Below are 19,775 nucleotides of genomic sequence, written 5' to 3'. Positions count from 1 at the left end.
GAGACAACGCACACCGCCCCGGTACCCCTGCACGGGGAGCCGGGGCGGTGCGTCGAATCGCGAACGACTCGCGGGGTCTGTGTGGCCCGAGTCCTACTTGCCGATGACGGCGAGGACGTCGCGCGCCGACAGGATCAGGTACTCCTCGCCGGCGTACTTGATCTCGGTGCCGCCGTACTTGCTGTAGATGACGGTGTCACCTTCCTTGACGTCCACGGGGACGCGGTTGCCCTGCTCGGTGACCCGGCCCTCGCCGACGGCGATGACGGTGCCTTCCTGCGGCTTCTCCTTGGCGGAGTCCGGGATGACCAGGCCCGAGGCGGTGGTCGTCTCGGCCTCGACGGCCTGCACCAGGATCTTGTCCTCAAGCGGCTTGATGTTCACGCTCGCCACGATGTGAGTCCTCAACTTTCGTACTGAGAAAGAATCTGCACGTTCATGGCCCTGGGACAAAACCTCGTCGTCGCGGGTGTCCGAGGCTTCGTTCAGCGCCAGCTAGCACTCTATACGTGCGAGTGCCAGCACTCAAGGGTGGTGGGTGCAAAATGCCGGAGTTTCGCTCCCCGCGATCGCAGCTCAGGAAGCGCCAGAGCCGCGATGCGGATTTCAGAGCTGACTGACCCGTACCGACATCGCCGGATCGGAAGCCACCGTGAGCGGCGACGGCGCCGCGCCCCCGGCGATCACATGTGCGCCCAGGGTCGCGATCATCACGCCGTTGTCGGTGCACAGTCTCGGCTTCGGCACGCGCAGCGTGATGCCGGCGGCCGCACAGCGCTCCTCGGCGAGCGACCGGATCCGCGAGTTCGCGGTGGCACCGCCACCGAGGACGAGCGTGTCGACACCCAGATCACCGCACGCGCGGACGGCCTTCATGGTGAGGACGTCGGCGACGGCCTCCTGGAACGACGCCGCGACGTCGGCCACCGGAACCACCACCCCGTCGCGCTCACATTTCTCCACGTAACGCGCGACCGCGGTCTTGAGACCGCTGAAGGAGAAATCATGGCGGGCATCGCGCGGCCCGGTCATCCCGCGAGGGAACGCGATGGCCTTCGGATCGCCGTCGCGCGCAGCGTGGTCGAGGGCCGGGCCGCCGGGGAACCCGAGGTCCAGCAGTCGGGCGATCTTGTCGAAGGCCTCCCCCGCCGCGTCGTCGACGGTGGTGCCGAGTTCGACGATGGGCTCCGCGAGATCGGTGACGTGCAGCAGGTGTGTGTGTCCACCCGACACGAGGAGGGCGACGCACTCGGGCATCGGTCCGTGCTCCAGCGTGTCCACCGCGACATGTCCGCCGAGGTGATTCATCGCGTACAGCGGTACGTCCCAGGCCAGCGCATACGCCTTGGCGGCCGCGACGCCGACGAGCAGCGCACCGGCCAGTCCGGGTCCGATGGTGACCGCGATGGCGTCGGGCCTGTCGATGCCGGCGGCCTCGCGGGCGCGGCGCATCGTCGGCACGATGGCCTCGAGGTGCGCGCGTGAGGCGATCTCGGGGACGACGCCGCCGAACCGGGCGTGTTCGTCGACGCTCGAGGCGACCTCGTCCGCGAGCAGCGTCGCATGGCCGGGTGTGTCACCGTCGGCCGGCGTCCAGCGCACGATGCCGACCCCGGTCTCGTCGCAGGAACTCTCGATGCCCATGACGATCACGCCGGGCCCTCCTCGGGATCGAGCGGCCGTCCCGAACTCGGGGCCCGCAACATCGTGTACGCATCCGCGCCGGACGGCTGGTAGTAATTACGGCGGAACCCGGCGGTGCTGAAGCCGTGCCGGGAGTACAGGGTGATCGCGACGTCGTTGTCGGTGCGCACCTCGAGGAAGACCGGCGCGTCGACGGCGTCGGCCACCGTCAGCATCGCCTCCAGCAACGCCTTGCCGATCCCCCGCCCCCGGTGGGCGGGATCGACTGCGATCGTGTGGATCTCGCATTCGTAGGCATCCGGCTGACCGAGCGTGGAGATCCCGGCGTAGCCGATGACCTCACCGCCCGCACGTTCCCGCGCCGCGAAGTAGGTGTTGTACGGCGCGTTCAGTTCGCCCCGGAACGCCGAGGCCGGCCAGGGCGAGTCCTCGGCGAACATCTGCTTCTCCAGCGCCGCGCAGTGCGGGATGTCGCCATAGGTCAGCGCGTCGATGATCAGTTCGGGGGCGGTCACCGCGCGGCTCCCAGCTTCCTGGCCTTCTGCTCGACCGCGTCGGGGCGTCGGAGATACAGCGGCACAAGTGGTTCCGGCACCACGCCGGCCTCGATTGCCGACGCGGCGGCCGCGACGAGCCCCCGGGCCGACGGCACGGTCACCTGCGGGGGCACACCGGTCCAGCCGACCAGCTCCAGATGCGACGTCGACCCGGACACCGCACCGACCTCGCCGGTGGTGAACACCGGGGCCAGCTCTTCGGCGACCGTCGCCGGCGCAGACACCTCAGGCCCGCGGACCCGCGCCCCGTCGCGGTACAGCGCCCAGTACACCTCGCGGCGCCGGGCGTCGGTGACGACGAGGACGTCCGGACGCCCGGCCGGCGGAGTCGTCTCGAGTGCGAGCGCGTCCAGCGAACACACGCCGTGTGCGGGAATGCCGAGTGCATCGGCGAACGCCGCGCCGGTGGCCATACCCACACGCAGGCCGGTGAACGGTCCGGGACCACATCCGACGACCACCGCGGAGAGGGCGTCGCGCGAGATCCCGGATTCGCCAAGGCATTCCGCGATGAGAGTGGTCAGCAGCTCCGCGTGCCGGCGGTGGTCGGTGACCACGCGTTCGGCGAGCACGCGCACGCTCCCGATCGTCTCGCCGGTCAGTTCGACGACGCCGGTGACCACCGAGTCGGTCGCGGTGTCGATCGCGAGCACCGTCCGCGCCGCGTCGACACCCCGTTCAGCCGAACTCATTTATCGGTCACCCACTCCCATTCCACGTGTCGCACATCGGTGTCCACGTCGCGGCGCAACCGCACCACCAGGTATCGCTGTGCCAGCCGCTCGGCCACACCCTCACCCCATTCGACCACGACGACCGCATCGGTCAGTTCGGTGTCCAGGTCCAGGGCGTCGAGTTCGTCCAGGCCGCCTCGTGCCGGTCCACCGGCCTCGTCGCTGCCGGCCAGGCCGAGCCGGTACGCGTCGACATGGACCATCGCCGGGCCACCGGGTCGGCCCGGCCGGTGCTCGCGCGCGATGATGAAGGTCGGCGAGGTGACCCGGCCCTCGACCCCCAGACCTGCGCCGATTCCGCGGGCCAGGGCCGTCTTGCCCGCACCGAGCGGGCCGTCGAGGATCACCAGGTCACCGGCGGACAACACGGTGGCGAGTTCGGCGCCGAACGCCTCGGTGTCGGCGACCTCGGGCAGCTCACGGGTTCCGGTGCGGTCGGTGACCGGTGTCGGGTGGATTCCGTCGGTGTGCGATCTCTCTGGGCTCATGCCTTCCCCAGCTTCTTCCACCAGCGCCGACGGGGCGCCGGCCGGGCGATCCGGGCGCGGTCCACGAGATCGACGATCGCGTCGCTGACCATCCGGGGTTCCTCCATCTGGACCATGTGGCCGGCCCCCTTGACCACCACGAGGCGGGAATCCGGACCGAGCTGGGAGTACATGCGCACCGAGTTCGGCAGCGTTGTCAGCCGGTCCTTGTCGCCGCACACGACGGTCGTGGGCACCTGCGCCAGCACCGGCAGTGCCGTCGATTCGTCGTGGATCTCCAAGGCGTGCAGGAAGTTCACGATGGTCTCGATCGGCGTGTTCTGGATCATCTTCTCCACGGCACTACCGAGTGCCGGGCTGAAGAACGCCGGCCCGAAGCTGGCCGCGACGAGCACGGGTTCGAGGGCTTGGCGGGTCAGGCCACGACCTGCCTGGACCAGGCGCGGCGCGCGTCGGACGCTCAGGCGGAAAGCGTCGACCACCGGATTACCCAGTCCCTCACCGAGTCCCGCCTCGGTGAGGCCACGCGACGCGGTCGCGACCAGACCCACGCCGGCAACCGGGCCCGTCGACGAGAACAGGGCCGGATGACGACGGGCCAGCCCCATCACCGTCATGCCGCCCATCGAATGGCCCACCACGACAACGGGTCCGGCGGTCACCGTGGAACGGATCACGGCCGCGGCGTCGTCGGCGAGCTGGGCGATCGTGCAGGTCTCCACCGGCGCGGGATCGCTCTCGCCGTGTCCGCGGTGGTCGTAGAAGACGAAACGGTAGTTGCGGTCGGCCCACTCCGCCGCGAGTTGGTCGCGCTGGAAGTGCCAGCTCGCCAGCCGCAGGCTGAATCCGTGTACGAAGACGATGGTGAGCTCGGGAGGTGTGCCGTCGGGAACGTCACCGAGGTCGACGGTCCGGACCGCGAGGTCGAGTCCGTCGTCGGTGGTCACCGTCCGCGCCTGCTCGTCGTACAACCTGGTGAGGTCGATGTCGGCGTGGGGATCGGACTTGCCGACGACGCTCTTGCGCGCGATGTTGCGCGCGGCGCCGACCGCCGCCATACCGCCCAGTGCCGCGACACCGGCCAGCCCGGCCAGCAGTCCGACGCGTCCGGAATCGTCCACCACACTCACCCCGCTCACTCGTCGGCCACCGCGTCACCGCGAGCCGGGCTCGCGTTCACGTAGCGCCGGACCACGCGGCTGCCGATCTGGGAGACGATCTCGTAGTCGATGGTGCCGATGGCGTCGGCCCAGTCCTTGGCGGTTAGGCCCCCGCGGGCCCCGGTGCCGAAGAGTTCGACCTCGTCGCCCTCCCGCACCCCGGCCGCGTCGGGTCCGAGGTCGACGACCAGCTGATCCATGCAGATCCGGCCGACCCCGCCGAAGAGCCGGTCACCGATCCGTACGCGAAGTCGTCCCGACAGCAGGCGCGGGACCCCGTCGGCGTAACCCGCGGGGATCACCGCGACGACGGTGTCGTGCGGTGCGATCCAGGTCTGGCTGTAGGAGACACCCTCCCCGGCGGCGACGCGCTTGACCAGGGCGATCTGCGCCGACAGCGTCATCGCCGGGATGAGCCCGAAGTCGCCGCGCTCGGGGACCGGGGTACGACCGTAGAGCGCGATCCCGGGCCGGACCATGTCACGCGCCAGGTCCGGACGAGTCAGTGCCGCAGGTGAATTCGCCATGTGGATGATCTCGGGCGCCGCGCCGAGGCGAGCGAGGTCGGCGGCTGCGGCGTCGAGCCGGGCGGCCTGTTCGCTGTTGAGTGGATGGTCGGGTTCGTCACCGCGGGCGAGGTGACACATCACCGCGCGGACGGTGACGGCTCCCTCAGCGTGCACCTTCGCGATCTTCACGGCGAAGTCGTCCCACTCGTCGGCCGCGACGCCGCTCCGGTTGAGTCCGGTGTCGACCTTGACCGTGACACTCGCCGCGACTCCGGTGGCACGGGCGGCCGCGACCACCGCGTCGAGCTGGGTGGACGAGGACAGGGCGATCTCGATGTGGTCGGTGACCGCGCCCTCGAAGTCCGCGGCCGGGGTGTGCAACCAGGCGGTGATCGGGGCGTCGATCCCGGCGGCACGCAGGGCGCGGGCCTCGGTGATGTGCGCGACGCCCAGCTCGGCGGCGCCCGCGGCCAGTGCGGTCCGCGCGACCGGCACGGCGCCGTGACCGTAGGCGTCGGCCTTCACGACGGCCATCACGGCAGCATTCGAGGTCGTCCGCAACACGTCGAGGTTGTGCGCGATGGCGCCGAGGTCGACGGTCGCGGTCAGAGCAGGGGAAGTCATCGCCGACCATTCTCCCAGATCGTCGCGAACGATTTGTGCGCGGAGACCTGCCCAGCGCCGTGACCAGCCGTTTCACCCGGCCGCCTATGAGGAATCACACCGATGCGGGCGCACCGGGGACACGGTTGGGCGGACGTCACGATGATGCGCGTGACGGCGTCGGCGGCTCCGCTCCTGCTCGTCGTGTGGCGAACTCGCGGATCGCCGGTCGCAGGGCCGCGAGCAGCGCGGAGGCGCCGATCGGGGCTCCCCGACTCGCCAGCAGGGCGGCGTGGGCGTGGACGCGGGCCGCCGCGGCACCCGCCTCCTGTGGTGACCGACCCGCCGCGAGCAGTGAGCCGGCGATCCCGGCCAGCACGTCGCCCGCGCCGGCGGTCGCGGCCCACGACGCCCCGGCGTCGTTTCCGACGACCCTTCCCGACGGGTCGGCGATCAGCGTGATCCGGCCCTTCAGCAGCACCGTGACACCCCACCGGGCGGCGAGGTCGGCGACCGCGGACACCCGATCGGCGCCCACCTCGGTCCCGGTCAGCCTCGCGAACTCCCCGGCATGGGGAGTCAGGAGCGTGGGCGCCCGACGGCCGTCGACGAGTGCGGGATCGGTCGAGACGATGGTGAGCGCATCGGCGTCGACGAGAACCGGCAGATCGGAGTCGAGGACGGTACGCAGCGTCGCCGTCGCGGCGGCGTCGGTGCCCATTCCCGGACCGGCCACCCATGCCTGGACGCGGCCGGCGTCGGCGAGGTCCGGAGCGGCGATCACCTCGGGGAAGTGCGAAACGACTTCGGCGTGAGCCGATCCGACATACCGCGTCATGCCCGAGGTCGCGGCCACCGCGGCCCCGGAGGCCAGGATCGCCGCGCCCGGATAGCGGTGCGAGCCGGCGACGACCCCGACCACGCCCTGGGTGTACTTGTCGTCGGCAGGTCCCGGCACCGGCCAGTCGATCTCCTCGTCGGAGTACGAGATGAGTTGCTGCGCAGCCGGTTCCGTAGGGCCACCGATGCCGATGTCGACGACGATCACGCGACCACACCGGGGCGCGGCGAGAAGGTGTGCGCGCCGGGGGAAGCCGAAGGTGACGGTGAGATCGGCGCGGACCGACGGGTCGTGGACCTCGCCGGAGTCGGCGTCGACACCGGACGGCAGATCGACTGCCACGACCGTGGTCTCGGCACCGAGACCGGCGAAGACCGCCGCCGCGGCGGGTCGCAGCGGTCCGCGGCCGCCGATGCCCACGACACCGTCGATGACGACGTCGGGATGCCCCGGCAATGAGTCGACGACACGCCCGCCGGCCGACCGGAACGCCCGTAGCCCGGCCGGGTGCGCCTTGTCGGGTGCCAGCAGCACCGCATGGGCGGCTGCTCCGCGGCGGGCGAGTTCGGCGGCGGCGAAGAGGGCGTCGCCGCCGTTGTCACCCGCCCCGACGACCACTCCTACCGTCCGCCCGTAGCATCCGCCCGTCCGGTTCAACTCCCCCACGACGGCCTGCGCGACGCCGTGCGCGGCGCGGCGCATCAGCGTTCCGTTGGCGAGGAGGTCCCCCGACGCCCGCTCGGCGTCGCAGACCTCGTCGGCGGTCAGGTACCGGGTCGACATCGGGACCGGTCTACTCGACGGTCACCGACTTGGCCAGGTTGCGCGGTTTGTCGACGTCGTAACCGCGCGCCTGGGCGACGCTGGCGGCGAACACCTGCAGCGGCACCGTGGAGACCAGCGGCTGCAGGAGCGTCGGCGTCTTCGGGATCGGGATGAACTCGTCGGCGACCGCGCGGGCGGCGGCGTCGTCGGATTCGGCGATGACGATCGTGCGCGCACCGCGGGCCTGGATCTCGCGGATGTTGCTGACCATCTTCGAGTGCAGCACCGCGCGACCGTCCGCGGACGGCATGACGGTGATGACGGGCAGACCGTCCTCGATCAGCGCGATGGGCCCGTGCTTGAGTTCACCGGCGGCGAAGCCCTCGGCGTGCATGTACGCGAGCTCCTTGAGCTTGAGCGCACCTTCGAGGGCCACCGGATAGCCGACGTGACGGCCGATGAACAGCACCGTATTGTGGTGGGCCAGCGACTGCGCGAGCTCGCGCACCGGCTCCATGGTCTCGAGGACCTCGGCGACCGAGTCGGCCATCGCCTCGATGGCCGCGAACTCGCGGGCCACCTCGTCGGCATACTTGGTGCCGCGGGCCTGCGCCAGGGCCAGACCCACCAGATAGGCCGCGACGATCTGCGCGAGGAAGCACTTGGTGGACGCGACACCGATCTCCGGACCGGCGTGGGTGTACAGCACCGCGTCGGATTCGCGCGGGATCTGCGCACCGTTGGTGTTGCAGATGGCGAGGACTCGTGCCTTCTGATCCTTTGCGTGCCGGACGGCCTCGAGCGTGTCGGCGGTTTCGCCCGACTGGGAGATCGCCACGACCAGCGTCGACCGGTCGAGGACCGGGTCGCGGTAGCGGAACTCGCTCGCCAGCTCGATTTCGACAGGCAGACGCGTCCAGTGCTCGATCGCGTACTTGGCCAGCAGTCCGGCGTGGTAGGCCGTACCGCAGGCGACGACGAAGACCTTGTCCACATCGCGCAGGTCGTCGTCGGTCAGTCGCTGCTCGTCGAGCACGATGCGCCCGTTCTGCAGGTGTCCGAGCAGGGTGTCGGCGATCGCGCGCGGCTGCTCGGCGATCTCCTTCAGCATGAAGAAGTCGTAGCCGCCCTTCTCGGCCGCCGCGAGATCCCAGTCGATGTGGAACGGCTTGCCCGCGCGCTCATTCCGGTCGAAGTCGGTGATCGTGTAGGTGTCGGCGGTGATCACGACGACCTCGTCCTGGCCGAGCTCCACGGCCTCGCGGGTGTGCTCGATGAACGCGGTCACGTCGGATCCGACGAACATCTCGCCCTGCCCGACACCCACCACGAGCGGGGTCGACCGGCGTGCCGCCACGATGGTGTCGGGATGGTCGGCGTGGGTGAACACGAGGGTGAACGCACCTTCGAGCCGGCGCAGCGCGGCATAGGCGCTGGCCACGAAGTCGCCGGCGGTCGGGCCGAGGGCGTAGTACTTGGAGACCAGGTGGACGGCGGTCTCGGTGTCGGTTTCCGAGCCGAACTCGACGCCGTCTTCTTCCAGCTCGGCCCGCAGCTCGGCGTAGTTCTCGATGATGCCGTTGTGGACGACCGCGATCTTGCCGTCGTCACTCGCGTGCGGATGCGCATTGCGGTCGGTCGGCTTGCCGTGCGTGGCCCACCGGGTGTGCCCCATGCCCGTGGTCCCCGACAGCGACTCCCGGCCGACGGTCGCGATCTGCTTCTCCAGGTTCTCCATGCGGAGCGCCTTCTTCTGGATCGCGGTGTTACCGGTGCCGTCGAGAATGGCGACACCCGCCGAGTCGTACCCGCGGTACTCCATCCGTCGCAATGCCTCGACGACGATGTCCAGGGCATCGCGGCGCCCCACGTATCCGACGATTCCACACATAGCTAGTCAGCGTACCTGCGCGCGGTGCGGACGATGCGCTCGCGCGCGGGGGCGTCACTCCAGGGTCTTGGGGACCACGACGTTCGGGGCCGCGGCGGGCACCGGAGACGCTGCGCGACGACGCCTGCGTTCCTTGGCGCCGAGCAGTTTGGCGATTCGGTCCTGTGCCTCCGGCGGATCGTCGAGGTCAACGGCCGGGACTTTGCCGAGGACGGTGTCGGGATCGGAAAACGCCTGGTACTCGGGGTCCTGGGTAAGCGTGTGGAGCAGAAATCCGGTGGTCAGCGCACGCGCGGCGCCGTGCGTCTTCTTGTCGGCCCCGTTGCTCCCCCACAGCGCGCCGATCGTGCGATGTTCGACGAGGCCCCGCGACGTCGCTCCGGGCGGCGTGCGCAGCACCACGCGGCGCTCGTCGTCTGATGTGTGGTCGGCGCCATACGCCTGCGCGAGCGGTAGCGCGTTGCCGTCGATGGTGTCGAGTTCGCCGATCGAGGAGACGATGAGCCCCGGCGCGGTCACTCGACGTGCCGCGGGCAGGAGCCCGGCGGTGGTCGGCGCCGGGAAGAGCGCGACCACACCCCGGACGTCGGGCTGCCGCTGGCCGTGCAGGATGCCCTCCGACGCAGCGATGACGGCGGCGGACGCCCCGAAACCGTGACCGGCGAAGCCCACCTTCGCGGGGTCGACGGTGATCTCGCCGAAGCCCAGCCGGACCCGGGTCACGATCGACAACGCCGAACGCAGCTCCGCGGCCATCGCGTCGTCGGACACCAGTACCCCCCGCTGACCGGCCGGGACCGCCACCACGATGCCCCACGACGCCAAGTGCTGGCACAGGTCGCGGTAGCGGCTCGGCGAGGACAGCCAGCCGTGCCCGAAGGCGATGGCGGGCAGTCGTTCCCCGCTCGCAGGGGTGAACACCTCGCCGCGGGTACCGACGATCCCGAGATCGCCGTGGAGAACGCGATTTGGGCCCCGACGGCCGAGCGCGGTCATCAGCTTCGCGGGCGACTGCGATGGTTTCGGACGCTTCTTGCCTGGCACAGCTGACAGCCTATGCGTTCGGCGGCGGCAGATGCGGACTGGCGTCGGCCATGTCGGCGGGCAGCATGATGCCGGGCAATGCGTCGGCGGCGTCGGCCTCGTGCTCCAGTTCGGCACGAAGCCGTTGCGCCGCCGACTGCTCGGCGGTGCGCCGGTGGTCGGTCATCGCGATCTCGAGATCGCGCTGTGCCGCGGAGAAACGGTGTGAGGCATCGGCGACCTCGGCGGTGGCAGAGCGCGCCAGCGCTTCGATCTGATCGGCGAGACTCACTGGTCACCCGCCAGGGCCAGATCTCCGGTCGATCGCTCGGGTGAGCTCGACGCCCCGCCGGCGGCCGGAGATGTGCGGCCGCTGCGGGTGTCGGCGACGATGTGGGTCGGTGTCGGCGTCTGCGGTCCGGGACCGGCCGCCGGCCTGCTCTCGAAAGCAGCCGGTTCGGCCCCACGAACCTTCTGCGCGACTTCGGGTTCCGCGGCCGACGAGCCGCTCAACCGGAACGGGATGTCCCCTTCGTCGGACTCGCGCACAGGTAGCACCGTCTCGGTCGGCGGGAGGGGCGGCTCGGTCGGAGCGGGTTGGGGCCGGACCGGCTCGGCAGCACGCGCGACGGGCCGGGTCTCGGGTTCGACGGGCTCGGGTTCGACGGGATAGGGATCGTCGTCGATCCCGTCGAGGGACCGGTTCAGGATGTCGAGGATTCCGGTGATCCCGCGCAATGTCGCGTCGAGGGAGGTGGTGAACAGTGCCACGCGCGACCGGATGTCCTCGACCGCGACATTGAGCGGGACACGTCCGGAGAGCACGGCCTGTGGGAGCTCGGCCGGTGGGGTTCCCGCGGCATTCGGTGCCGACAGACGCGCGAGGGCCAGATAGAAGGAGCGCAACAGACGGTCGATCCCCGATGCGGCCGCGGAGGTGGCGTCGGTGATCGTGTGCAGCAGATAGAGGTCGGATTCCGCGCGCCGCTGATGGTCGACGACGGTCTCGATCACGAACGACGCGGTCTCCCCGTGCCAGCCGTCGTCGAGCCGGACCCGCTGCTCGGGCAGGTGATGCAGCTGATCGGACACGGCTCGATGAGCGGAGACCAGCACCCGGCTGTCCGCCGCGAGCGCCGCGATGTCGAAGTCGTCCACCGCACGGAGCCCCGCACGGATCGTCACGTCGTCGGGAACCGGTACACCCATCAGCCGTCCGACCGCCAGCAACTCGGTCAGCGCCCCGGTACCGTCCTGCGCGTCCTTCCGCAGCGTGGCCAGCGAATCCGCACCCCGCCTCATCCCGTCGTCGCCCCCGATCCCGGTGCCGCACGGGTGATCTCGTCCGCGGCGTGCGCGTCGCCCGCGGCCATGATGATCGCGGAGTTCCGCAGGGTGTCGGCGAGAACGGCCGCCGCGCGTGATTGCGTTCGGAGTCGGACAGAGAGCGTGGCACTCATCTCGGCGTAGGCCGCGGCGGACGGACCCAGCGACGACACCGGGCCGCGGTCCGCATCGGTGCGCGCCCACCGGCCGAAGTCGTGCGCGGCCAGGTCGTCGGCGACCGCGTTCAGAACAAGGGACGAACGCCGGTAATAGCCCGCGACCGCGGACACCTGCTCGACGTCCATCGCGATCCGGTTCGACCCCGCGCTGTCCATGCCCACCCCCATGACGATGCCTGATGGTACCCATCCCGCGCGCTCGCCGTCTCCGCCCGGAACACGCCATCTGTTGGACGCTCACGGGACGCTGCCGGTTCCATCTCCCGGGTCGGCATCCGCGGACCTTGGGATTTCCGACAATGACCCCGCCGATGGGCCCTTCCCGTCGTCACATCCATCGCCCAGAGTGACACCGACCACACCGTCGGCGAAAGGACCATGCACGTCGTCGGCGCCAAACGCACGCTGATGCATCGGGGTCGCGATCCGCTGTCCCTCGACTTCCCGATGAACTGGCAGATCCATCTGGCCGAGAACGACGCCCTGGCCGTCCGACGGGCACGACCGAGCCTCGAGTGGTACTTCGACAACGTCATGTCCGCCGTTCCTCAGGGCGCCGCTACACCCGCGGGCTACGAGCGATACGCCGCGCTGGCAGAGGCCGCCGCGGAGGGTGCGATGTCACTGACCGGCCTGCGTGAGGGCGGGATCTGCTACGTCGGCGACCCCGAGGGGCTCATCCGCGACATCGAGATCCTCCGCGAGGAAACGGGTCTCGACCATCTCATCTGCTGGATGCGGTTCGGCGGCATGGCACACGAGGACGTCGTGCGGTCGATGGAACTGCTCGCCGACCATGTCATGCCGCATTTCGCCGACGCCCCGCCGCTGGTCCCCCGCGCCCTGCGGCACGAGGAACCCACCACCCAGACCGACAAGTTTTTCGAAATCGAGTTCGACGAAGAAGGAGAAGTCCATGAGCCATCTCGCGGTTGAGAACGATCGCCGGATCTACTTCGAGCACCACCGCGGGGACGAGCGTCCCATCGTGCTGATCCACGGGTGGGGCGCCAACACCCGCTGCTGGGACACGACCGCTCCCGCGCTCAAGGCCGCGGGCCACGAGGTCGTTCTCGTCGATCTGCGCGCCTGTGGCCGCTCCGACAAGGACTTCGAAGATGTGACGATCGCGGCGCTCGCCGCCGACGTGGTCAAGGTGGTCGAACACCTCGGCCTGTCGTCCCCGGTCATCAACGGCTGGTCCCTGGGCGGAGCGGTCGCCACCGCTGCCGCCGCCGCACTCGGCTCGCGTGCCGGCGGCCTGGTCCTGACCGGTGGTGCGTCGCCGCGCTACACCGCGACCGACGACTGGCCCTACGGCGGCTCCACCGACGACGTCGAGGGTGTGCTCGCCGGCGCCGCCGCCAACCGCGCCGACACCTTCCGCGGGGTGGCCGCGGCGGTGTGCGCAACTCCCCCGAGTTCCGATGTCCTGGACTGGATCTGGGGGATGTTCATGGAGATGGGACCCGTCGGCGACGACTCACTGCGCGACCTCGCCCGGACCGACCTGCGCAAGGAACTCGGCGGGCTCGACATCCCGATCCTGCTCCTGCACGGCCGCGACGACGCCTTCGTCCCCTTCGCCGGGGCCGAGGCCGTCCTCGAACTCAACTCGCGCGCTCGTCTCGTCCCGTTCGACGCCTGCGGTCACGCCCCGTTCCTCGAGGACCGGGACCGCTACCTCGCCGAACTGACCGGCTTCCTGAAGTCATGAGCACCCGACCCCGGGTCTGGATCGTCACCGGCGGATCGCGCGGCATCGGCCGGGCGGTCGTCGAGAACCTCACAGCCCGAGGCGATTCGGTCGTGTCCCTGGCCCGTGGCGTGTCCACCACGCCGTTCACCAGACCGGCTCAGGTCCTGGAACTGAAGACCGACATCACCGATTCCTCTTCGGTGGCCGGCGCACTGGCCACGGTCAAGGAGGAGTACGGCAGTGCCCACGGCCTGATCAACGTCGCCGGCGTGCACCGCGGTGGACGCGTCGACGATCTGAGTCGCGAGGACTGGGACCTTGTGCTGACCACCAACCTCACCGGCGCCTTCGAGATGTGCAAGGCCACGGTCCCGATCCTCGAACCGGGCTCGTCGATCGTGAATGTCGGTGCGGTGGTCGGTTTCCGGGGATTCCCGGGCGACGTCGCGTATGGCTCGGCCAAGGCCGGTCTCAGCGGTCTGACCCAGGTCCTGGCCGCGGAACTCGCCCCACGCGACATCCGGGTGAACCTGGTCATCCCCGGTTTTGTGGATACCGACATGACCTCGGGACTCAGCGACCGGGCGCGGGCGCGTGTCGTCTCGTCCATCCCGGCCGGACGTACCGGCCGGCCGGAGGAGATCGCGCAGGTCATCGTCGATGTCGCGTTGTCCACCTACATGTACGGCGCCATCGTGCCCGTCGACGGCGGACTGATGAACACCTTCAGCGGCGGTGGCCGGTGACGTGGGCTCGCGACACCCCGCACCGGTTGTGACAACCCACAAGAGACGCGAAACGCAAGGGTGACTCACGCCATATCGACCCATAACGTCGTTGTTGCACACAGTTTCTCGCCTTCCCCCGGGGGGCGGTCAGAAGGAGGCCAATCGGTGTCAACCAGTACGGCAAGCGTCAGCACGGAGCAGCAGAACAAGGCTCTGGTCGCGGAATTCATGGAGGTGTTCTCCCGCGACGACGTGGACGCCATCCTGTCCTACCTGGCGCCGACGGCCACCTGGTGGGTGGGCGGAGAGATCGAAGGCATCTCCGGGACCAAGGACAAAGAGGCATTCGGCGAAATGCTGGCCGGCCTCTCCTCCACCACCAAGACCGGTGCCATCGCCCTCACCCCGCTCGCCTTCACCGCCGAGGGAGAACGCGTCGCGGTCGAGACCGAGTCGTACTCGGAGATGAACAACGGCAAGGTCTACAACAACCTCTACCACTTCGTCTTCGTGGTCCGCGACGGAAAGATCCACGAGGTCAAGGAATTCCTCGACACCGAGCACACCCGCGCGGTCTTCCTCGGCTGAGCCCCCGGTCGCCGGCGGTCCCCGACCCTAATCCCGCCGCCGGCGGCCATTCCCCTCGAAAGACCCGATCTTTCGAGATACCCAGTACCCCAACCCCTGTGATCAAGGAGTCAATGCAATGGATGTCGGCGTACTTCTCGTCTTCCAGAACTACCACGAGAACGTGAGCGACGAAGAGGTCTTCCTGCGCGACCTCGAGCTCGGCGTACTGGCCGAGAAGGCCGGTTTCGACTCGGTCTGGTCGGCGGAGCACCACTTCGACGACTACTCGATGTGCCCGGACAACTTCGCGATCCTGTCCTACCTCGCCGGCCGGACCTCGAAGGTGAAGCTCGGCATCGGTGCCACGATCCTGCCGTGGAACGATCCGCTGCGTGTCGTCGAGAAGGCCATCATGCTGGACCAGATGTCCGGCGGTCGTGTGCTTCTCGGCATGGGACGCGGTCTGGCGAAGATGGAGTACGAGGCTTTCGGAATCCCGATGGACGAGGCGCGCCCCCGCTTCAACGAGGCCGCCGAGATGGTGCTGCGCGGACTGCGCACCGGCGTCGTCTCCGGCGACGGCCCGATGTATCCGCAGAAGGAGATCGCGCTGCGTCCCGCCCCCAATCCGAACACCTCTTGGGACGGAAGGCTTTTCGCCGCCGCGATGTCACCCGACTCGGTGCCGGTGGTCGCCGACCTCGGTGTCCAGATGATGACCTTCATGCAGTTCCCGTTCGAGCAGCATGCCGAGGCCATCAACGGCTGGAAGCAGATGTTCCGCGATGCCCAGGGCACCGAGCCCGGCCCGCCGGTCATCCAGGACTTCGTCATCTGTCACGAGGACGAGGAGGAGGCCCGTCGCCTGGCCTACGAGCACATCAACCGGTCTTCCTGTCGGTCATCAAGCACTACGACTTCGCCGGCAAGCACTGGCGTGAGACCAAGGGCTACGAGACCTACCAGGCGGGCGCGGACATGATCCGTGAGGCCGGCATGGAGGCCGCCGCCGACGCCTACGTCGAGGCGAACATCTACGGCACACCTGAGCAGTGCATCGAGAAGTACGCCTACCGCCACGAACTCATCGGCGACTTCCTGCCCAACGCGGCCTTCGCCTTCGGCGGTCTCCCCTTCGACGCCGCCGAGCAGAGCCTGAAGCTCTTCGGCGAGAAGGTCGTACCCGCGGTCCACAAGATGAAGGCCAAGACGCCCGCCGGGGTCTGACGCCATCCGAACGTCGCTGCGGCGCCGGTACTCTCCGGCGTCGCAGCGACCCCAACCCTCTCACGCATCTCCAGGAGGATCGATGAGCGAAACCGTCATCGACCAGGTGGCCCTCGAGTTCCGCGAGGTGATGGCCCGGGTCTGCACGCCCGTAGCGGTCATCACCGCGTTCGACGACCAGCGACCGCACGGCACCACGGTCAGCGCATTCACGTCGCTGTCGATGGGACCGCCGATGGTCCTGGTGTCCCTCGATCGCGGCTCCGACCTCCTCGCGATCATCCGTCGCACCGGTCGATTCGGCGTCAACGTGCTGGCCCACGACCAGGCCGACGTCGCGATGCGGTTCGCCCGCAAGGGCGCCGACAAGTTCGACGGGATCGTCTGGTCGGAGTCGTCTGCACTCCCCCGCCTCGACGGCACCTCCGGCTGGCTGGCCTGCACGACCGAATCCCTGGTGGACGGCGGCGATCATGTTGTCGCACTGGGCAACATCGCCGCGACCGGCGTCGCCCCCGTAGCACCTCTCACCTACCACGACCGGGTGTTCGGCACCCACCGAGCATTCGAGGTCGCCTCGTGAACACGATCCCCAGCACCCCGACCCCCATCGCGACCGAGGCGTCCACCCAGGCGGTCGCCCGTGCCGTAGCGGCGGTCGCCGCCGGCGGTTTCGTGGTCGTGGTCGACGACGACGTCCTTGAGAACGAAGGCGATCTGATCTGTTCGGCGGCTTCCGTCACCGAGGAACAGATGGCGTTCCTGATCCGGCACACCACCGGCATCATCTGTGCGCCCATGACCGCCGACCGCGCCCGCCGGCTCGAGCTACCGCAGATGGTCGAGGACAACCGGGACGCGCACGGCACCGCCTTCACCGTCACCGTCGACCACCGGGATGCCGGCACCGGGGTCTCGGCACACGACCGCGCGCTCACGGTCCGGGCGCTCGCCTCCGACGACACCCTGGCCGGCGATCTGCGCCGTCCCGGGCACGTCTTCCCGCTGCAGGCGCGCGACGGCGGGGTCCTCACCCGCGCCGGACACACCGAGGCCGCCGTCGATCTGGTGACCATGTCCGGCGCCGGCGAGGTCGGGGTCATCGGCGAGATCATCGCCGACGACGGGACGATGCGACGCGGCGACGACCTGCTCGAGTTCGCCGAACGTCACGGACTGCCCGTGCTGCGCATCGCCGACCTCGTGACCCACCGGACCGCCACCGGTTCGTTCGTCCACCAGATGGCCACCGCGGCGATGCCGACCCTCTTCGGCGACTTCCGCGCGGTCGCCTACCGCTCGGACATCGACGACACCGAACATCTCGCTCTCGTCATGGGCGACGTGGCCGCAGCCGGCGCCACCGCCGAGGGCGCGCTGGTCCGCGTACACAGCGAATGCCTGACCGGCGACATCGTCGGCTCGTTGCGCTGCGACTGCGGTGCACAACTCGAACAAGCTCTGTCGGCCATCGCGGAAGAGGGCTGCGGCGCAGTCGTCTACCTGCGCGGACACGAGGGCCGCGGCATCGGGTTGGGCCACAAGATCCGCGCCTATGCACTCCAGGAACAGGGGCTCGACACCGTCGACGCCAACACCGCTCTCGGACTCCCGGTGGACTCGCGCACCTACGGCACCGGCGCCGCGATCCTGAAGGACCTGGGCATCCGCCGCGTCCGCCTGATCACCAACAACCCGGCGAAGTACGGCGGACTCGGAGGGCACGACCTCGAGATCGTCGGACGCGTCGGACTGCCGACCGTGTCGACCCCGCACAACGTCCGGTATCTGCGCACGAAGAGGGAGCGGATGGGCCACGTGCTGCCCACCGAGGCCGTCACCGAGGCGCCGACCGGGACGACAGGTGCATGATCCGCCTCACCACTCATTGCTACTGTGAGGTTCATCATGAGCAGTCGGTGAGGAGGTCGCGCGGATGACGTCCATGGTGGAGCACGGGGTGGACGCCGGATCGGCACATGCCACCGGCCGCGAACGCGAGGTCATCGCGGCCGTCGCCGAGATCACGACCGAAGCGATCACCGACACGAAGCTGGAAGATCTCCTCAGCCTGGTCGGCCAGAAGCTCTGCGCACTTCTCGGCGTCACCCGGTGCTCGGTGTACCTGCGGCACGCCAACGGCAGCTACCGCGGCGCCGCGGGCTTCTGCCAGGAGGCCGGCGACATCACCGAGGCCGTGAAGAGGCAGGTCTCCGGTTTCGACGGCGACCTCTTCAGCCAGGAGGTCATCAACACGCGCGCGCCCGTCGTCATCGCCGACGCGCTCAACGACCCGCGTCCCCACCGCCGAACGATGACGCACTGGGATGTCCGCGCGATGCTCGGCGTCCCGCTCACCTTCGACGATGCGGTGATCGGCCTGATCTTCGTCGACAGCCGCGGACGCGAACACGAGTTCACGCCCGCGGACATCGAGGTGGCCGAACTGTTCGCCCGCCTGTCCGCCCTGTTCATCAGCCAGGCGATGCTCAACACCCGCCTGCGCGGTCAGGCCGCCGAGATCGCCCGGAACAACGCCACACTGGCCTACCTCGCCGACGTCCATCACCGGCTGACCAGCGCGGTGCTCGAGGGTGCCAACATCCACCGCGTCGTCGAGCTTCTGTCGGAGCTGTCAGCCAAGCCTGTGGTCCTCTACAACAACTCGTTCGACGTGCTCGCCTGGTCCGCGCCGGACGCGCTGAAGCTCACCGCTCCCCCGGTGATGAGCGAGAAGGTGCGGGCCACCGCCTCGGTGCGTCAGGCACTCGCCGAACTGTCGGTGAGCACGCCGTCGGCCATCGTGCCCGCGCAGCTGGCCGTCGGCCTCGGTCGTCGGCATCTCATGTGCCGCATGGTGATCGAGGGCAAGCAGACCGGCTTCCTCGGCATCGTCGAGGTGGGCCGCAGCCTGGAGGCGCTCGACGCCAACATCGCCGAACGCGGCGCCACCGTCCTGGCGCTCCAGATGCTCTCCGAGCGTCGGCAGATCGAGACCGAGGGTCAGGCGCGCGACGATTACCTCTCCGATCTACTGCGCAACAGCCGCGACAAGGAGCACCTGGTCCGACGAGGCCCGCAGTTCGGCATCGACCTGACCAATCCCCATGTGCTCGTTCGCTTCGCCGTCGACGACGCGACCGACAGGCTGACGGCGTCGGCGATTCAGTCCCTGGTCACGCGCACCTTCGCCTCGGTCATGTCCATCTCCCCGCCACCGGCCGTCCGGCTGCCCGGGGCGGTCATCGTGATGGTCCGCCTGGAATCCGACGACCTCGACGAGGTCGGGCACGTCCGCGACCACGTGTCGACGATCCGCGATCGACTCTCCGGCGACCTCTCACTCGGGGCGACCCTGATCTCCGGGATCTGTCGCACCCCGGTCGACTATCCCCACGCTCATCGCGACCTGCGCGAGATGGGCTCGGTGGCAAAGTCTTTCGGTTGGGACGAGCGGGTCATGACGCTAGACGAGCTCGGCTTGTTCCGGGTGATCGTGTCCAGCGGCCACGTCAAGGAGGCCCTGCACTTCGCGCACTCCTTCGTCGCGCCGGTACGACAGCACGACGACGGCACCCTCCTCGCCACCTGGCGCGCCTTCGTGGCCGCCGACGGCAAGGTGCAGGCGACCGCGTCGGCGCTGGACGTCCACGAGAACACCATCCGGTACCGCCTTGGCCGGATCAAGGAGATCGCCCGTCGCGATCCGACGTCGCTGGACTGCCTGCTGTCGGCGAAGATGGCCTTCCAGGTCCTGGATCTCGCAGGTCAGTGAACTGCGTCGATGCCGGTTGGAGATTCCTCCAACAGATCAGCACGACGACGGTTCTC

Annotated in this window: 22 protein-coding genes; 9 read left to right on the top strand and 13 right to left on the bottom strand. The window is 69.3% G+C overall.

The window, feature by feature from the left end; genetic code table 11:
* Positions 1–93 precede the first annotated feature (93 nt).
* The 13 genes from groES to GOAMI_RS00650 all read right to left on the bottom strand — a co-directional run bounded on the left by groES (position 94) and on the right by GOAMI_RS00650 (position 11,888).
* Complete coding sequence (gene groES / locus GOAMI_RS00710; RefSeq protein WP_004019185.1) at positions 94–393, bottom strand: co-chaperone GroES; 300 nt, start codon at positions 391–393, stop codon at positions 94–96.
* A 213-nt stretch (positions 394–606) separates the two neighbouring features.
* Positions 607–1,653: a tRNA (adenosine(37)-N6)-threonylcarbamoyltransferase complex transferase subunit TsaD gene (gene tsaD / locus GOAMI_RS00705; RefSeq protein ID WP_006434462.1), complete on the bottom strand. Its 1,047-nt coding sequence runs from the start codon at positions 1,651–1,653 to the stop codon at positions 607–609.
* Entirely contained in the window at positions 1,650–2,159 is a 510-nt protein-coding gene (rimI, locus tag GOAMI_RS00700; RefSeq protein ID WP_006434461.1) for a ribosomal protein S18-alanine N-acetyltransferase, read from the bottom strand. Before rimI ends, tsaD begins: the two co-directional genes overlap by 4 nt.
* Positions 2,156–2,893, bottom strand: coding sequence for a tRNA (adenosine(37)-N6)-threonylcarbamoyltransferase complex dimerization subunit type 1 TsaB (gene tsaB, locus GOAMI_RS00695; RefSeq protein ID WP_006434460.1), 738 nt, complete (start codon positions 2,891–2,893; stop codon positions 2,156–2,158). The genes rimI and tsaB overlap by 4 nt, the downstream gene beginning before the upstream one ends.
* The gene (tsaE, locus tag GOAMI_RS00690) at positions 2,890–3,423 is read right to left on the bottom strand and encodes a tRNA (adenosine(37)-N6)-threonylcarbamoyltransferase complex ATPase subunit type 1 TsaE (protein ID WP_006434459.1); all 534 of its coding nucleotides are present in this window, start codon (positions 3,421–3,423) and stop codon (positions 2,890–2,892) included. The genes tsaB and tsaE overlap by 4 nt, the downstream gene beginning before the upstream one ends.
* The gene (locus GOAMI_RS00685; RefSeq protein WP_006434458.1) at positions 3,420–4,562 is read right to left on the bottom strand and encodes an alpha/beta fold hydrolase; all 1,143 of its coding nucleotides are present in this window, start codon (positions 4,560–4,562) and stop codon (positions 3,420–3,422) included. Before GOAMI_RS00685 ends, tsaE begins: the two co-directional genes overlap by 4 nt.
* Complete coding sequence (gene alr, locus GOAMI_RS00680; protein ID WP_006434457.1) at positions 4,559–5,716, bottom strand: alanine racemase; 1,158 nt, start codon at positions 5,714–5,716, stop codon at positions 4,559–4,561. The genes GOAMI_RS00685 and alr overlap by 4 nt, the downstream gene beginning before the upstream one ends.
* Before the next feature lie 136 nt (positions 5,717–5,852).
* Positions 5,853–7,319, bottom strand: coding sequence for a bifunctional ADP-dependent NAD(P)H-hydrate dehydratase/NAD(P)H-hydrate epimerase (locus tag GOAMI_RS00675; protein ID WP_006434456.1), 1,467 nt, complete (start codon positions 7,317–7,319; stop codon positions 5,853–5,855).
* A gap of 10 nt (positions 7,320–7,329) precedes the next feature.
* The gene (gene glmS, locus GOAMI_RS00670; protein WP_006434455.1) at positions 7,330–9,192 is read right to left on the bottom strand and encodes a glutamine--fructose-6-phosphate transaminase (isomerizing); all 1,863 of its coding nucleotides are present in this window, start codon (positions 9,190–9,192) and stop codon (positions 7,330–7,332) included.
* A gap of 54 nt (positions 9,193–9,246) precedes the next feature.
* On the bottom strand, positions 9,247–10,236 hold the full coding sequence (locus tag GOAMI_RS00665; protein ID WP_006434454.1) for a dienelactone hydrolase family protein: 990 nt from the start codon (positions 10,234–10,236) through the stop codon (positions 9,247–9,249).
* A 10-nt stretch (positions 10,237–10,246) separates the two neighbouring features.
* Complete coding sequence (locus tag GOAMI_RS00660) at positions 10,247–10,507, bottom strand: hypothetical protein (protein ID WP_006434453.1); 261 nt, start codon at positions 10,505–10,507, stop codon at positions 10,247–10,249.
* The gene (locus GOAMI_RS00655) at positions 10,504–11,517 is read right to left on the bottom strand and encodes a hypothetical protein (RefSeq protein WP_006434452.1); all 1,014 of its coding nucleotides are present in this window, start codon (positions 11,515–11,517) and stop codon (positions 10,504–10,506) included. Before GOAMI_RS00655 ends, GOAMI_RS00660 begins: the two co-directional genes overlap by 4 nt.
* Positions 11,514–11,888 (bottom strand): hypothetical protein, encoded by a 375-nt coding sequence (locus tag GOAMI_RS00650; RefSeq protein ID WP_006434451.1) that lies wholly within the window; start codon positions 11,886–11,888, stop codon positions 11,514–11,516. Before GOAMI_RS00650 ends, GOAMI_RS00655 begins: the two co-directional genes overlap by 4 nt.
* Positions 11,889–12,098: 210 nt before the next feature.
* Here GOAMI_RS00650 and GOAMI_RS00645 point away from each other — a divergent pair, with 210 nt between their 5' ends.
* From GOAMI_RS00645 to GOAMI_RS00610, 9 genes are all read left to right on the top strand, one after another.
* Positions 12,099–12,656 (top strand): hypothetical protein, encoded by a 558-nt coding sequence (locus GOAMI_RS00645; protein ID WP_006434450.1) that lies wholly within the window; start codon positions 12,099–12,101, stop codon positions 12,654–12,656.
* On the top strand, positions 12,637–13,437 hold the full coding sequence (locus GOAMI_RS00640) for an alpha/beta fold hydrolase (protein ID WP_006434449.1): 801 nt from the start codon (positions 12,637–12,639) through the stop codon (positions 13,435–13,437). Before GOAMI_RS00645 ends, GOAMI_RS00640 begins: the two co-directional genes overlap by 20 nt.
* A complete protein-coding gene (locus GOAMI_RS00635; RefSeq protein ID WP_006434448.1) occupies positions 13,434–14,165 on the top strand; it encodes an SDR family NAD(P)-dependent oxidoreductase in 732 nt (243 codons plus the stop codon). Before GOAMI_RS00640 ends, GOAMI_RS00635 begins: the two co-directional genes overlap by 4 nt.
* A 147-nt stretch (positions 14,166–14,312) precedes the next feature.
* Positions 14,313–14,735, top strand: a complete 423-nt coding sequence (locus tag GOAMI_RS00630) for a nuclear transport factor 2 family protein (protein WP_006434447.1) — start codon at positions 14,313–14,315, stop codon at positions 14,733–14,735.
* Between the two features lie 118 nt (positions 14,736–14,853).
* Entirely contained in the window at positions 14,854–15,699 is an 846-nt protein-coding gene (locus tag GOAMI_RS00625; protein ID WP_006434446.1) for an LLM class flavin-dependent oxidoreductase, read from the top strand.
* The gene (locus GOAMI_RS23340) at positions 15,696–15,944 is read left to right on the top strand and encodes a hypothetical protein (protein WP_006434445.1); all 249 of its coding nucleotides are present in this window, start codon (positions 15,696–15,698) and stop codon (positions 15,942–15,944) included. Before GOAMI_RS00625 ends, GOAMI_RS23340 begins: the two co-directional genes overlap by 4 nt.
* A gap of 82 nt (positions 15,945–16,026) precedes the next feature.
* Positions 16,027–16,527, top strand: a complete 501-nt coding sequence (locus GOAMI_RS00620) for a flavin reductase family protein (RefSeq protein WP_006434444.1) — start codon at positions 16,027–16,029, stop codon at positions 16,525–16,527.
* Positions 16,524–17,816, top strand: a complete 1,293-nt coding sequence (locus GOAMI_RS00615) for a bifunctional 3,4-dihydroxy-2-butanone-4-phosphate synthase/GTP cyclohydrolase II (RefSeq protein ID WP_006434443.1) — start codon at positions 16,524–16,526, stop codon at positions 17,814–17,816. Before GOAMI_RS00620 ends, GOAMI_RS00615 begins: the two co-directional genes overlap by 4 nt.
* A 64-nt stretch (positions 17,817–17,880) precedes the next feature.
* A complete protein-coding gene (locus GOAMI_RS00610; protein ID WP_006434442.1) occupies positions 17,881–19,719 on the top strand; it encodes a GAF domain-containing protein in 1,839 nt (612 codons plus the stop codon).
* Positions 19,720–19,775 lie beyond the last annotated feature (56 nt).

The organism is Gordonia amicalis NBRC 100051 = JCM 11271, from assembly GCF_000332995.1.
In the GTDB taxonomy this organism is placed as follows: domain Bacteria; phylum Actinomycetota; class Actinomycetes; order Mycobacteriales; family Mycobacteriaceae; genus Gordonia; species Gordonia amicalis.
Note: the sequence above shows the minus strand (reverse complement) of the source record. Positions and strands in the feature narration are given on the sequence as shown.

Excerpts from the sequence above, each read along its gene's own strand:
- tsaB (WP_006434460.1), bottom strand. The coding sequence starts at position 2,893 with ATGAGTTCGGCTGAACGGGGTGTCGACGCGGCGCGGACGGTGCTCGCG.
- tsaE (WP_006434459.1), bottom strand. The coding sequence starts at position 3,423 with ATGAGCCCAGAGAGATCGCACACCGACGGAATCCACCCGACACCGGTC.
- alr (WP_006434457.1), bottom strand. The coding sequence starts at position 5,716 with ATGACTTCCCCTGCTCTGACCGCGACCGTCGACCTCGGCGCCATCGCG.
- GOAMI_RS00675 (WP_006434456.1), bottom strand. The coding sequence starts at position 7,319 with ATGTCGACCCGGTACCTGACCGCCGACGAGGTCTGCGACGCCGAGCGG.
- glmS (WP_006434455.1), bottom strand. The coding sequence starts at position 9,192 with ATGTGTGGAATCGTCGGATACGTGGGGCGCCGCGATGCCCTGGACATC.
- GOAMI_RS00655 (WP_006434452.1), bottom strand. The coding sequence starts at position 11,517 with ATGAGGCGGGGTGCGGATTCGCTGGCCACGCTGCGGAAGGACGCGCAG.
- GOAMI_RS00650 (WP_006434451.1), bottom strand. The coding sequence starts at position 11,888 with ATGGGGGTGGGCATGGACAGCGCGGGGTCGAACCGGATCGCGATGGAC.
- GOAMI_RS00645 (WP_006434450.1), top strand. The coding sequence starts at position 12,099 with ATGCACGTCGTCGGCGCCAAACGCACGCTGATGCATCGGGGTCGCGAT.
- GOAMI_RS00640 (WP_006434449.1), top strand. The coding sequence starts at position 12,637 with ATGAGCCATCTCGCGGTTGAGAACGATCGCCGGATCTACTTCGAGCAC.
- GOAMI_RS00635 (WP_006434448.1), top strand. The coding sequence starts at position 13,434 with ATGAGCACCCGACCCCGGGTCTGGATCGTCACCGGCGGATCGCGCGGC.
- GOAMI_RS00625 (WP_006434446.1), top strand. The coding sequence starts at position 14,854 with ATGGATGTCGGCGTACTTCTCGTCTTCCAGAACTACCACGAGAACGTG.
- GOAMI_RS23340 (WP_006434445.1), top strand. The coding sequence starts at position 15,696 with ATGATCCGTGAGGCCGGCATGGAGGCCGCCGCCGACGCCTACGTCGAG.
- GOAMI_RS00620 (WP_006434444.1), top strand. The coding sequence starts at position 16,027 with ATGAGCGAAACCGTCATCGACCAGGTGGCCCTCGAGTTCCGCGAGGTG.
- GOAMI_RS00610 (WP_006434442.1), top strand. The coding sequence starts at position 17,881 with ATGACGTCCATGGTGGAGCACGGGGTGGACGCCGGATCGGCACATGCC.